Below are 13,284 nucleotides of genomic sequence, written 5' to 3'. Positions count from 1 at the left end.
ATGACACATTTATTTGAGGGTGTTGGCGTTGCACTTACAACCCCTTTTACAAATAACAAAGTTAATCTTGAAGCTTTGAAAGCACACGTTAATTTTTTACTAGAAAATAATGCCCAAGCAATCATCGTTAATGGAACTACTGCTGAGAGCCCTACTTTAACAACAGATGAAAAAGAACTCATTCTAAAAACAGTTATTGATCTTGTAGATAAACGTGTTCCTGTCATAGCTGGAACTGGAACTAATGATACTGAAAAGTCAATCCAAGCTTCAATCCAAGCTAAAGCCTTAGGGGCTGATGCAATTATGTTAATTACACCCTACTACAACAAAACGAATCAACGTGGTTTAGTAAAACATTTTGAAGCGATTGCAGATGCTGTGAAATTACCAGTCGTGCTGTACAATGTTCCTTCAAGAACGAACATGACAATTGAACCAGAAACTGTAGAAATATTAAGTCAACATCCTTATATAGTTGCTTTAAAAGATGCTACGAATGATTTTGAGTATTTAGAAGAAGTGAAAAAGCGAATTGATACAAATTCATTTGCATTATATAGTGGCAATGATGACAACGTCGTCGAATACTATCAACGTGGCGGTCAAGGGGTTATCTCTGTTATTGCCAATGTCATTCCTAAAGAATTTCAAGCGTTATACGATGCTCAACAAAGTGGATTAGATATTCAAGATCAATTTAAACCAATCGGCACACTGTTATCAGCCCTATCAGTTGATATTAACCCAATTCCTATTAAAGCTTTAACAAGTTATTTAGGATTTGGAAACTATGAATTACGTTTACCATTGGTTAGCCTAGAAGATACAGATACTAAAGTGCTTCGTGAAGCATATGACACATTTAAAGCGGGTGAAAATGAGTGAAAATATTACTAATTGGCTATGGTGCAATGAATCAGCGCGTTGCTAGATTAGCAGAAGAAAAAGGACATGAAATCGTTGGGGTCATTGAAAATACACCGAAAGCAACAACGCCATATCAACAATACCAACATATTGCTGATGTTAAAGATGCCGATGTTGCAATAGATTTTTCAAATCCAAATCTGCTTTTCCCTTTATTAGATGAAGCGTTTCATTTGCCATTAGTCGTGGCAACAACTGGCGAGAAAGAAAAACTACTTAATAAGTTAGATGAATTGAGTAAAAATATGCCTGTGTTTTTCAGCGCGAACATGAGTTATGGCGTTCATGCACTGACTAAAATTTTAGCAGCTGCTGTTCCCCTACTTGATGATTTCGACATCGAATTGACTGAGGCACATCATAATAAAAAAGTAGATGCACCAAGCGGTACGTTAGAAAAATTATATGACGTGATTGTATCTTTGAAAGAAAATGTAACTCCTGTTTATGATAGACATGAATTAAATGAAAAACGCCAGCCACAAGATATTGGTATTCATTCTATTCGTGGAGGTACGATTGTCGGTGAACATGAAGTTCTATTTGCCGGCACTGATGAAACGATTCAAATCACGCATCGTGCACAATCAAAAGATATTTTTGCGAATGGTGCAATACAAGCAGCAGAACGCTTAGTTAATAAACCAAACGGCTTTTATACGTTTGACAACCTATAAACATATTAAAGGAGATCGATTATTTTATGGTACAACATTTAACAGCTGAAGAAATTATTCAATATATAAGTGATGCTAAAAAATCTACACCAATTAAAGTATATTTAAATGGCAATTTTGAAGGCATCACATATCCAGAAAGTTTTAAAGTATTTGGTTCAGAACAATCTAAAGTAATCTTTTGTGAAGCAGATGATTGGAAACCTTTTTACGAAGCATATGGTAGTCAATTCGAAGATATAGAAATTGAAATGGATCGTCGCAATTCTGCCATTCCATTAAAAGACTTAACAAATACTAATGCACGTATTGAACCAGGTGCATTTATTAGAGAACAAGCTATTATTGAAGATGGTGCTGTCGTTATGATGGGTGCAACAATTAATATTGGCGCAGTCGTTGGCGAAGGTACGATGATTGATATGAATGCTACTCTCGGTGGTCGTGCTACAACTGGTAAAAATGTACATGTAGGGGCTGGCGCAGTATTAGCAGGTGTGATTGAACCCCCTAGTGCTTCACCAGTTATAATCGAGGATGATGTATTAATCGGCGCAAATGCAGTTATTTTAGAAGGTGTACGTGTTGGTAAAGGTGCTATTGTTGCAGCTGGCGCGATTGTGACTCAAGATGTACCAGCTGGTGCAGTTGTTGCTGGTACACCTGCGAAAGTGATTAAGCAAGCTTCTGAAGTACAAGATACTAAAAAAGAGATTGTAGCAGCATTAAGAAAACTGAATGACTAGTGACGTCAACGTATAATAATTTCAAGGTTGAGATACGATTATGTCTCAACCTTATTGTTTATCATTAAATAAACTTATGATCACAAATTTCGAAATACGTTACACTATTTATATAGTAATTTAACACAAAGGATTGATAATTATGAATGAATTAGAATTTGTTACGAAACATCGCCGTCATTTACATCAACATCCTGAATTAAGCTTACATGAATTTGAAACAACTGCTTATATTAAAGCGTTTTTAGATAGTTTAAATATTAAATACGATTGCCCATTGGAAACTGGCGTCATTGCATACTTAGAAGGTAATGGCTCACATACGATAGCGTATAGAGCTGATATTGATGCATTACCTATTTTGGAGGAAAATGATGTACCTTATCGCAGTCAATCTGATCATGTGATGCATGCTTGTGGACATGATGGTCATACAACTGCATTAATGCTTTTTGTACAACGTTGCAAAGACATGCAAGATGCGGGGCAATTACCGCAAAATGTCGTTTTCATTTTCCAACCTGCAGAAGAAACTGGTGGCGGTGCAAATCGATTAATAAAAGCCGGTGCCTTTGATAAGTATCCAATTGAAGCGGTATTTGGTATTCATGTTAACCCATTTGCTGATGAAGGCATTGCAGTGATAAGAGATGAAGAAATTACGGCCAGCGCAACAGAGTATCGCTTTTTCTTAACAGGCCTGTCAAGTCATGTTGCTGATAAAGAACAAGGTCATTCTTGTGGTGAAGCATTACAACATGTATTAACTCAAATATCACAAATTCAACAATTTCACCTTAACGGTTTAAAACGAAATATTGTTCATATTGGTCATTTTAAAGCTGGTGAAGCGATTAACACTGTACCAAGTAATGGTTATTTAGAAGGTACAATTCGTACATATGATATTGATGATTTAACAATCGTTAAAAATCAAATGCACAAGATAGCAGAAAGTGTCAAGCTTCTGTTTAATGTAGACTGTGAAGTTAAATTTGCAGAAGGTTATCCCCCTACAATCAATAGTCCGAAATTACGTACTCAAATAGAGGACGCCTTAATAAAAGCTGATTTAAATGTCTATGACAAACCAACGCCATTCTTATTTGGGGAAGATTTTAGTTTTTATGGTCAACAACTAGCTCCAGCTTACTTTGTTTTTATAGGAACACGAAATGAAGATAAAGGTTTTGTAACTGGTTTGCACACATCATATTTAAATTTTGATGAAAAAGTGTTAATAAACGTGGTTAATTTTTACGAAAATTTATTAAATAATTACAAAGAGGTGTAATACATTGACAGCAACATGGTCTGTAAATAAGAAAATATTTTTACAAAATGCAATCACAGTCAAAAACAATCAGCCATTAATGGCAGTTGTTAAAAATAATGCATATCACTATGACCTAGAATTTGCTGTAACTCAGTTTATCCATGCAGGTATAGATACATTTAGCACAACATCACTACGAGAAGCAATTCAAATTAGACAACTTGCTCCAGATGCAACAATCTTTTTAATGAATGCAGTTTACGAGTTTGATTTAGTCCGTGAACATCAAATACACATGACTTTGCCGTCGTTGACATATTACTATAACCATAAAAATGATTTAGCAGGTATTCATGTTCACTTAGAATTTGAAAATTTATTACATCGGTCTGGATTTAAAGATTTAAACGAAATTAAAGAAGTATTGAAAGATCACCATCATAATCAAAATGCAAAAATGATTATTAGTGGTTTATGGACCCATTTTGGATATGCTGATGAATTCGATGTGTCAGATTATAATGTTGAACGTTCACAATGGATGGAAATTGTTGAAGCACTTTTATCTGAAGGTTATCAGTTCGACCTAATCCATGCTCAAAATAGTGCGAGTTTTTATCGGGAAGGACAAATATTACTACCCCACCATACACATGCGCGTGTAGGTATTGCGTTATACGGTTCAAGACCATATAGTTCACTGAATCAACATGAAATAGTTCAGTCATTGACTGTAAAAGCACATGTTATTCAAGTGCGCGAAGTACAAGCTGGTGATTATTGCGGTTATAGCTTTGCCTTTGAAGTGACTAAAAACAATACAAAATTAGCTGTAGTTGATATCGGTTATGGCGATGGAATTTTACGAACTCGTGCTAAACATGAAGCACTTATCAATGGTAAACGCTACCCGATACGTGCATTAATGATGAGCCATATGTTTGTTGAAGTAGATGGCAATGTACATGCACAAGATGAAGTTATTCTTTATAATAATGATATCCGCATCGATGAATATACCTTTAAAGGTGTTGGTGCAAATTCTGAACAATTAAGTGCTATGAATCATGATTCTTTAAAAAAGGAGTACATTTCAAATGACTGTTAAATATAATCAAAATGGCGAATTAACAATGGATGGTATTAGTTTAAAAACGATTGCGCAAAGCTTTGGTACACCTACCATTGTTTATGATGAACTACAAATTAGAGAACAGATGCGCCGTTACCATCGCGCATTTAAAGATAGTGGATTAAAATACAATATTTCATACGCCTCTAAAGCATTTACTTGTCTTCAAATGGTCAAACTGGTGGCTGAGGAAGATTTACAGTTAGATGTTGTTTCTGAAGGTGAATTATATACGGCATTAGAAGCGGGATTTGAACCAAGTCGCATCCATTTCCATGGTAACAATAAAACGAAACATGAAATTAGGTATGCTTTAGAAAATAACATCGGTTATTTTGTTATAGATTCATTAGAAGAAATTGAATTAATAGACCGCTATGCTAATGATACGGTTCAAGTTGTATTACGAGTTAATCCAGGTGTTGAAGCACATACACACGAATTTATTCAAACTGGTCAAGAAGATAGTAAGTTTGGATTATCAATTCAATATGGCTTAGCTATAAAAGCAATTAACAAAGTGCAACAATCTAAGTATCTTAAATTAAAAGGTGTACATTGTCATATTGGTTCACAGATTGAAGGTACAGAAGCATTTATTGAAACTGCTAAAATTGTTTTACGTTGGCTTAAAGAGCAAGACATTCAAGTTGAATTATTAAACCTTGGTGGTGGCTTTGGTATTAAATATGTTGAAGGTGATGAAAGTTTCCCTATCGAAAGTGGTATTAAAGATATTACAGACGCAATAAAATCCGAAATTAAAGTTCTAGGTATAGATGCACCAGAAATAGGTATTGAACCAGGACGATCTATTGTAGGTGAAGCTGGCGTTACTTTATATGAAGTTGGAACCATTAAAGAAATTCCAGAGATAAATAAATATGTTTCAATCGATGGCGGTATGAGTGATCATATCAGAACTGCACTTTATGACGCAAAGTATCAAGCATTGCTTGTTAATAGAAATGAAGAAGCAGATGACAGTGTAACTATAGCTGGAAAATTATGTGAGTCTGGTGATATCATTATTAAAGACGCTAAATTACCTTCATCAGTCAAACGTGGAGACTATCTTGCTATATTATCAACTGGTGCATATCATTACTCTATGGCATCCAATTACAATCAAATGCAAAAGCCTTCTGTGTTTTTTTTAAAAGATGGCAAAGCACGTGAAGTTATTAAGCGACAATCGTTAAGACAACTTATTATTAATGATACAAAATAAAAATAAATAAAGTAATCCCCGAAGAACAGAAAATTATACTGTGACTCGGGGAATTTTTAAGCATTATAGATGGCTGTAGATAACATGCTTGGACATATACTCTAAAAAAGGAAGAACAGCACTTTTTTAGTTAGAAAGTGTTTATTTTTTGTCGTTAATCCTTTAATTTAGTTAGCTCTATTCAACTAATTTAAAGCATCATATACATACCACACTTTAAACAAGCATCATGAAATTAGGTTTTATTCTTTAATTGCTTTTTCAAATAATATAAAACGATAAGGATTAATAACAAATAAAGTGTAAAAAATAAAATTTCATCAAAACCAAAATCTTTACTTGTTATTAATACATCAATATGTTCTAATTCCATCATCTCTGTTTTGATATAATTATTAAACTTTGGCAAAGTCATTAAATGTACATTGTAAATATAATAATAAAAGTCTATGAATATGATGTTAAAAAATATGTATGTTTTATCAATATTAGTTTTGAAAAATACAATCCCAGAAATCATTATCGGAATCACTAATACAATCATCATTGCCGCTAAAATATTAATATTTAAACCAATTGCAGATAATACACCGAAAACTAATAAATTAGCAACTAAACTAAGGATAAGATATTTCATAAAATCACCTCGTCGTTGTACACCATAATTATATTATATAAATATATTTTTCTATTGCAAACAATGTTGGTGATATAAAAAAAGAGTTCTCAATTTGGTTGAGAAACTCATCGCGTTAAGTATTTGTAATAAGCATATAAAAACACCTTACTTCTTGGTAAGGTGTTAGTTAAAATCAATGATTCAAATCTAAGAATTATAGTTTAACAACGTTTGCAGCTTGTGGACCGCGGTCGCCTTCAACTACTTCAAACTCAACAGCTTGACCTTCTTCTAATGATTTGTAACCATCTTGGTTAATTGCTGAAAAATGTACGAATACGTCATTTTCTCCTTCAACTTCGATAAAGCCGAATCCTTTTTCAGCGTTAAACCATTTAACTGTACCTTGTTTCATAATCTGAAACCTCCAAGACTAAAATTCATTCAATATGCTTATTCGCATATTACAAAAAATACATGCAAATTTCACTCAAATATTCTTTGCAATATGGAATAATCATCTGCTTAACTTGTATTATAGTGCAGTTATTACCAAATTGCAATACAATAATAAAAAATATTCATTTAATCAATTATTGGTAGTTTATAATATACTTCATTATTTTGTAAAACAATGAAACTATAAAATATTTGTAAATCCTCTTCACAATCTTCGCAATAGTTCATGTCACAATTATTATAAAATGCATAAATATTATATTTGCCTGTGACATAGTTATCGAACTGAACTTTACATTGATTAATCAATTGTTGATAGTGCTTAAACATGTCATCAAAATCTTGATATTGATATTTTTCAACAATGTTTTCTGGCCAGTCACTGAATAACCACCATCCCTCATAATCGGCTCTAATTTTGGTAACTGTCCACATTATTAAAGACCCCTTCCATACTTCAAAACTCTATACTTATTTTTATACCTTTATCCTCTGAAAATCAAGTTTGACGACTTGAAACAAACAAAGTATTAACTATAGTAATTATTAGTTTTTTTAAGTAAAACTACGTATAATAACATTATGAGGTGGTAAAAATGAGACATATACATTTACAAGTATTCGGACGCGTTCAAGGCGTCGGATTTAGATATTTTACACAACGCATTGCAATGAACTATAACATTGTCGGTACTGTTCAAAATGTAGATGACTATGTAGAGATATATGCACAAGGGGATGACGCAGATATAGAGAGATTTATTCAAGGTGTAATTGAAGGTGCCTCACCAGCATCAAATGTAACGAGCCATCAACTTGAAGAGTTAGAACTAAATCAAAAATTATCGGATTTTCGATCAATATAAAATGCTAAATAAAGGAAGATGACAGTGAGATATAATATTTCTCATATATTTGGGGTGTTAGTGGGAATTCCTGTAGCGTTTTTAACAAGCATATTTGGGATAATTGCACTTGATGTATCTTTTTTAATTGATATGTCTATTGGTATTGTTGGCTTTTTAATGACATACCTACCGATACAAAAACTCACTTCACGCAAATATTTAAACGAAATTGGTTTGACTAGAAAAGACTATCGCTATATTCGAAATCAGTTAAATCATACACACCAAAAACTTAGAGGTATTTTAAAAACGTATGTCAATATAAGATCAATTAAAGATTTTAGGCAAATTAATGATATATACCAAATTTCACGTTCTATTTATACGACAGTTAGACAGAGACCTGCATCATTTTATAAAGTTGAGGGCTTTTTTTATTCTCATATTGATAATGCTTTAAATTTGGTTGATGCATATACACGTCTAGCAAAAATGCCCAAAAAATCAATTAATGAACAGCAAAAATTAGAACAAACACGAATTACTTTGGATGAGGTCAAACGAACATTAATCGCTGATTTAAAGCGTCTCAACGAAGATGATTATGAACGTTTAGATATTGAAATGGAATTAAATAAGTTACATCAAAAGCATCATCAAGATTGATGTAAAATAGCAACTATTGGAGAGATGATTGATGACTGAAAATAAAAGTTTCAAAGAAAGCCATCCACTAGATGATTTTATAAGCGATAAAGAATTATCGAATACTACTATTCAAAAAGAAAAGTTAACAATTGAACAACAAAAACAGGTAGACACAATCAGTAAACAAATTAACCCTTTAGACAATGAAGGTTTATTAGCGTTTGGTTCTGATTTACAGAAACAAATGTCTCAATTTTCACATCAAATGTTGGATGAGGTACAAAGTAAAGATGTTGGTCCTATTGGAGATACTTTGTCAGATCTAATGTCAAAACTAAAGTCAGTTAATCCAAATGAGTTAAATACTGATAAACCATCTATGTTAAAAAGAATTTTTAGCAGAGCAAAGTCGTCTATCAATGAAATCTTTTCAAGAATGCAATCAGTTAGTGCTCAAGTCGATCGCATAACGATTCAACTGCAGAAACATCAAACACATTTAACAAGAGATATTGAATTATTAGATACGCTATATGATAAAAACAAACAATACTTTGATGACTTATCATTGCATATCATTGCTGCACAGCAAAAAAAGTTGCAATTAGAAAATGAAAAGCTACCACAATTGCAACAGCAAGCGCAGCAATCCACTAATCAAATGGATATTCAACAAGTTGCAGATATGCAGCAATTTATAGATAGACTAGATAAACGCATATATGACTTACAGCTTTCAAGACAAATAGCGTTGCAAACTGCGCCACAAATTCGTATGATTCAAAATGTTAATCAAGCCCTTGCCGAGAAGATACAAAGTTCAATTTTGACAAGTATTCCACTATGGAAAAATCAAATGGCCATTGCGCTTACATTAATGAGACAGCGTAATGCAGTTGCTGCACAACGAGCTGTCACTGATACAACTAATGATTTATTAACAGCAAATGCTGAAATGTTGAAACAAAATGCGATTGAAACTGCAACAGAAAATGAGCGTGGCATTGTTGACCTTGATACATTGAAACGTACACAGCGTAACATTATTGAGACAATTGAAGAAACATTAATTATTCAACAACACGGTCGCGAAGAACGACAATTAGCTGAAAAAGAATTACAACAATTAGAACAAGATTTAAAGTCACATTTAGTGAACATCAAAGGACCGAATAAACAATCATAAATTACGAATTAGATATAACAAAAAAGGAAGCATCCTACGATTAAATTGGAGATGCTTCCTTTTTTCGTTATTCCTGTTGATATTTAATTGGATCTTGTTTTACAAATATGCCGACTAGATAGCCTAATATCGTTGCAATAATTGCTACTGGGAACCACTCTAAAGAATACGCTCTTAGAGGCAATGATTCTATAAAGTTAATTTTCAGCCAACCTAACTTACTAATAACACTGAAAATCGACAATATAAATACGATAATAACTGGAATTTGTTGTGTAATGCGTTTTGTCGGTATGAATTTGGCAATTAAAATTAATAATACAACAGTTATTGCTACTGGGTATACAATGCTTAATACCGGAATTGACATTGAGATAACAGCATTTAAACCTTGGTTAGCAATAATAAAACTCATTAAAATGAAAACTAATACAAATGCTTTGTATGATACTTTAGGTACGATTCTATGGAAATATTCAGAAACTGCAACAATAAGCCCACATGCTGTAGTTAGACATGCCAGCGCCACAATGATGCCCAATAAATACTTTCCGAATGAACCAAATCCTGTTGAAGCCATTGTCGTTAATAAATATGTCCCAATGTTACGGTCATGTGATTTCAATTCATTTAGTTTCATGTCACTTACTGGCATATGATTACCAATATAACCTAATGAAATATATATGAAAATTAAAGCAATTGCTGCAATTAAACCAGCAGTCAAAGTTTGTTTGAATATTTGATTTGTTTTAGTAATACCTGTTAGTTTTACTGCATTAACAACAATCATTGAAAAAGCAATTGCTGCAATGGCATCCATTGTTAAATAGCCTTGTGTAAAGCCTTCAGCAAAACTTGAAAAATTAGAATGATATAGTGCTTCATTGCCCTTTCCAGCACTATTACCGCTAAAGTCTAAGTATCCTTTAATAATCATCGCTAAAATAGTAATCAATAATAATGGTGTTAATAATGAACCAATACGATCGATTAACTTAGATGGATTTAAACAAATATACAAAACGACTATGAAGTAGATAATCGTAAATATAAATAAAGCGATACTACTATTACTATGTATAATTGGTGTAATTGTCATTTCAAAAGATGTAGATGCAGTTCTAGGTATTGCGAAAAGTGGTCCTATAGTTAAATAAATGATGATTAAGAACAATATTGAAAATTTAGGTGAAATTTTATTTAATGCGCCAATATATCCTTCTTTATCAAGTGCACCTACAATCACACCTAATAATGGTAAACCAATCCCAGTTAGAACAAACGCTAAAATGGCGGGCCAGAAAAATTGACCACTATCCAATCCGAGATTAGGAGGAAAAATTAGATTGCCTGCGCCAAAAAACATAGCGAAGAGCGTAAACCCAATGACCCATGTATTTTTATTCATAGAGTTACTCCTTTTTTTAAAACACGAAATAATTTACAAGTTAATATTTTAGCACAAAAAATAATCAAGAGTCTATATGGAATATGTTGTACATAGCAGAAACAAAACACATGTGTTGTTTAAATCAAATTATGCCAGAAAATAAAATTCTTCAAATTTACTTTTTAAATAGTAACTGATGACTTTTATTCACAATTTCATATAAACTCATATTTTAAACTTATTTATAAAGATTTAAGTAGTAATTTTTTTAATAATGGAGAGAGATGTCCAGGTAAATGCGCAACACCTTCAACGAAAATGGCATATTGACCATAAATATTATGAATTGTTTGTTCAACATCTTCAGTTATTGGATCTTGACTCAAAAATACATTAAATACTTCAATGCCAAATTTACGTGACATTTCTACAGCTTCATACGTATCAATAATACCATCTTGACTATAATTAAATGCAGACGGTTCGCCGTCAGAAAATACGATTAAAAATCGTTGATGTTGATTTCGACGCATTAATCGTTCACTTGCAACTCTAATAGCAACACCATCACGATTATCATCTTGAGGTTCAAGTGCCATAATACGTGGGCCATCTTTTTCAAAGGTTGAGTAATCATAGTTAATAATTTCATTAATGATATTTGGTTGTACATGATCGTCTGAATCAAAGGCATCCTCACTGAATGATAAAATTTCATGTTTAATGTTCAATGCTTTTAACGTCTCGTGGAATAACACTACACCTTTCTTCGTTTCAGCCATTTTATCATGCATACTTGCTGACGCATCAATTAACAATGTAAACGTCGCATCAAATGATTTACTTAAATCTTGTTTTTTGTAAAACAATTTATACTGATCGTCGATAAACCAATTAATTAAATCCTTTTGTAATCGCCCTTTTGTTAAATTAAAACGTGCATCTCGTTGTTCTCGTTCAATCGTTTTCTTTATAATTTGAATTAAGTCTTTGATTTCATATTGTACGTCTTGTTTCGATTCTTGATATTCTAAAACATATTGTGGCTCAATTTCAGGAATTTGCCATTTTATTTCTACATTTTTGTTCACACCATCAAGTTGAAATGCTTGGCTTTGACCAACAGCATCGCCTTCTTCACGATTTAGCGTATCGTTTGATCCTTTGCCCTTTTTGGTCATCATATCAGTCATATCGTCTGTAGCATCGCCTTCACGTGCTTCATCATTACCTAATGTTTCACTATTTTGTCCTTCGTGAAGCTCCATTTCTAAATAGGCGCCACCTTTTGACTCACTATCTGCAGATTTAGAGTCAGCTTTTTCACTTTCGTTATCATCATCTTCTGAAGTATCATCTTGCCCATCGACTTGACTTGCATCAGTTCTCTTTAAATCTTCAAACTCTGGACTAGCTAATGTATTATATAGTGTTTTAGGTAAGTAATAATATTCGTTTAGCATATCTTCTTTTAAAATATCATCTACTTGATACATAATTCTTTGAGCCAGATACATATTATCTTCAGAATTTTGATTTTGGAAAAAATTAGGTAAATATAAGAACATATTAACTAAAATATCATCTAAATCTGAATGTATAGATGGTATATCAAAGAAATCTTGACTTAAAAATGCATGTTCTAAATACAAAAATAATAAATCTGTATATTGTGTTTTAGTACGATACACTTTAATTTGAGATTCCGTATATGATATCCGTGTATCTAAGCAAAGATCAATTAATTTAGCAGTACTTGGGCGCTCAACTTTAATAGAATTTAATACGCGCATATCTTCTAATAATTTAAAAAGTTGTTGATAAAATTTAGGGTGTTTAAAAGTTTTATCTTGTACTACTTCATTTACAATTTGTACATCCATCATATGATAACCGTAAGCAGCTAACATAACATCTGTTTTTAAACCAGCCATTTCGATATGGCTTGGTCGATGTGACCAAAACCAACTCGTAATCAAAACATTTTGAACAGGATTATAGTAAGGGAATTTTTGGATTTTAACTTGTGTTTGTTCATTTTTTAATAAGAGTCGAGCTAAGTCTTGCAACATCATTACTTGCTTGGCATCTAACTGTTCGTCGTTAAATTTTATGAAACGATCACTCATGTTTTATCCC

The 13,284-nt window shown here is 32.5% G+C and carries 14 protein-coding genes; 9 read left to right on the top strand and 5 right to left on the bottom strand.

What is annotated here, in order from left to right:
* The 6 genes from dapA (at nt 1) to lysA (ending at nt 5,992) form a co-directional block, all read left to right on the top strand.
* Nucleotides 1-888: a 4-hydroxy-tetrahydrodipicolinate synthase gene (dapA, locus tag NST10_RS03200; protein WP_000149267.1), complete on the top strand. Its 888-nt coding sequence runs from the start codon at nt 1-3 to the stop codon at nt 886-888.
* The gene (dapB, locus tag NST10_RS03195; protein WP_000698226.1) at nt 885-1,607 is read left to right on the top strand and encodes a 4-hydroxy-tetrahydrodipicolinate reductase; all 723 of its coding nucleotides are present in this window, start codon (nt 885-887) and stop codon (nt 1,605-1,607) included. The genes dapA and dapB overlap by 4 nt, the downstream gene beginning before the upstream one ends.
* Nucleotides 1,608-1,633: 26 nt before the next feature.
* Nucleotides 1,634-2,353, top strand: a complete 720-nt coding sequence (gene dapD / locus NST10_RS03190; RefSeq protein WP_000249839.1) for a 2,3,4,5-tetrahydropyridine-2,6-dicarboxylate N-acetyltransferase — start codon at nt 1,634-1,636, stop codon at nt 2,351-2,353.
* Between the two features lie 142 nt (nt 2,354-2,495).
* On the top strand, nt 2,496-3,647 hold the full coding sequence (locus tag NST10_RS03185) for an amidohydrolase (RefSeq protein WP_001003794.1): 1,152 nt from the start codon (nt 2,496-2,498) through the stop codon (nt 3,645-3,647).
* 4 nt (nt 3,648-3,651) lie between these two features.
* Complete coding sequence (locus NST10_RS03180) at nt 3,652-4,737, top strand: alanine racemase (protein ID WP_000127596.1); 1,086 nt, start codon at nt 3,652-3,654, stop codon at nt 4,735-4,737.
* Nucleotides 4,727-5,992 carry a diaminopimelate decarboxylase gene (gene lysA, locus NST10_RS03175; protein ID WP_000216956.1) on the top strand — a complete coding sequence of 422 codons (1,266 nt, stop codon included), beginning with the start codon at nt 4,727-4,729 and terminating at the stop codon, nt 5,990-5,992. Before NST10_RS03180 ends, lysA begins: the two co-directional genes overlap by 11 nt.
* Nucleotides 5,993-6,227: 235 nt before the next feature.
* Here lysA and msaC read toward each other — a convergent pair whose 3' ends face one another.
* The 3 genes from msaC to msaA form a co-directional block, all read right to left on the bottom strand.
* Complete coding sequence (gene msaC, locus NST10_RS03170; RefSeq protein ID WP_000876206.1) at nt 6,228-6,629, bottom strand: sarA expression modulator MsaC; 402 nt, start codon at nt 6,627-6,629, stop codon at nt 6,228-6,230.
* Nucleotides 6,630-6,825: 196 nt separating this feature from the next.
* Entirely contained in the window at nt 6,826-7,026 is a 201-nt protein-coding gene (cspA, locus tag NST10_RS03165; protein ID WP_000809131.1) for a cold shock protein CspA, read from the bottom strand.
* 170 nt (nt 7,027-7,196) lie between these two features.
* Nucleotides 7,197-7,505, bottom strand: coding sequence for a regulatory protein MsaA (gene msaA / locus NST10_RS03160; protein WP_000269923.1), 309 nt, complete (start codon nt 7,503-7,505; stop codon nt 7,197-7,199).
* Between the two features lie 161 nt (nt 7,506-7,666).
* Between msaA and NST10_RS03155 the strand changes: the two genes are divergently transcribed.
* The 3 genes from NST10_RS03155 to NST10_RS03145 are packed head-to-tail and all read left to right on the top strand — an operon-like array spanning nt 7,667 to nt 9,752.
* Nucleotides 7,667-7,936 carry an acylphosphatase gene (locus tag NST10_RS03155; RefSeq protein WP_001215907.1) on the top strand — a complete coding sequence of 90 codons (270 nt, stop codon included), beginning with the start codon at nt 7,667-7,669 and terminating at the stop codon, nt 7,934-7,936.
* 18 nt (nt 7,937-7,954) lie between these two features.
* The gene (locus tag NST10_RS03150) at nt 7,955-8,584 is read left to right on the top strand and encodes a 5-bromo-4-chloroindolyl phosphate hydrolysis family protein (RefSeq protein WP_001794103.1); all 630 of its coding nucleotides are present in this window, start codon (nt 7,955-7,957) and stop codon (nt 8,582-8,584) included.
* 31 nt (nt 8,585-8,615) lie between these two features.
* Nucleotides 8,616-9,752: a toxic anion resistance protein gene (locus NST10_RS03145; RefSeq protein ID WP_000138413.1), complete on the top strand. Its 1,137-nt coding sequence runs from the start codon at nt 8,616-8,618 to the stop codon at nt 9,750-9,752.
* Between the two features lie 67 nt (nt 9,753-9,819).
* Here the strand turns inward: NST10_RS03145 and brnQ are convergent, their stop codons facing one another.
* Together brnQ and NST10_RS03135 are read right to left on the bottom strand one after the other, a co-directional pair.
* Nucleotides 9,820-11,163: a branched-chain amino acid transport system II carrier protein gene (brnQ, locus tag NST10_RS03140; protein WP_001039269.1), complete on the bottom strand. Its 1,344-nt coding sequence runs from the start codon at nt 11,161-11,163 to the stop codon at nt 9,820-9,822.
* 224 nt (nt 11,164-11,387) lie between these two features.
* Nucleotides 11,388-13,274: a nitric oxide reductase activation protein NorD gene (locus NST10_RS03135; RefSeq protein ID WP_339211189.1), complete on the bottom strand. Its 1,887-nt coding sequence runs from the start codon at nt 13,272-13,274 to the stop codon at nt 11,388-11,390.
* Between the last annotated feature and the right edge of the window lie 10 nt (nt 13,275-13,284).

The sequence above is a fragment of the Staphylococcus sp. FSL W8-0305 genome (genome assembly GCF_037966415.1).
GTDB classification, from domain to species: Bacteria; Bacillota; Bacilli; order Staphylococcales; family Staphylococcaceae; genus Staphylococcus; species Staphylococcus aureus.
The sequence above is the reverse complement of the archived record's forward strand: the minus strand, read 5'-3'. Positions and strand labels throughout refer to the sequence as shown.

Bases quoted from the DNA above. Each gene is read 5' to 3' on its own strand.
- dapA (WP_000149267.1), top strand. From the start codon at position 1: ATGACACATTTATTTGAGGGTGTTGGCGTTGCACTTACAACCCCTTTT.
- dapD (WP_000249839.1), top strand. From the start codon at position 1,634: ATGGTACAACATTTAACAGCTGAAGAAATTATTCAATATATAAGTGAT.
- NST10_RS03185 (WP_001003794.1), top strand. From the start codon at position 2,496: ATGAATGAATTAGAATTTGTTACGAAACATCGCCGTCATTTACATCAA.
- lysA (WP_000216956.1), top strand. From the start codon at position 4,727: ATGACTGTTAAATATAATCAAAATGGCGAATTAACAATGGATGGTATT.
- msaC (WP_000876206.1), bottom strand. From the start codon at position 6,629: ATGAAATATCTTATCCTTAGTTTAGTTGCTAATTTATTAGTTTTCGGT.
- cspA (WP_000809131.1), bottom strand. From the start codon at position 7,026: ATGAAACAAGGTACAGTTAAATGGTTTAACGCTGAAAAAGGATTCGGC.
- msaA (WP_000269923.1), bottom strand. From the start codon at position 7,505: ATGTGGACAGTTACCAAAATTAGAGCCGATTATGAGGGATGGTGGTTA.
- NST10_RS03155 (WP_001215907.1), top strand. From the start codon at position 7,667: ATGAGACATATACATTTACAAGTATTCGGACGCGTTCAAGGCGTCGGA.
- NST10_RS03150 (WP_001794103.1), top strand. From the start codon at position 7,955: ATGACAGTGAGATATAATATTTCTCATATATTTGGGGTGTTAGTGGGA.
- NST10_RS03145 (WP_000138413.1), top strand. From the start codon at position 8,616: ATGACTGAAAATAAAAGTTTCAAAGAAAGCCATCCACTAGATGATTTT.
- brnQ (WP_001039269.1), bottom strand. From the start codon at position 11,163: ATGAATAAAAATACATGGGTCATTGGGTTTACGCTCTTCGCTATGTTT.
- NST10_RS03135 (WP_339211189.1), bottom strand. From the start codon at position 13,274: ATGAGTGATCGTTTCATAAAATTTAACGACGAACAGTTAGATGCCAAG.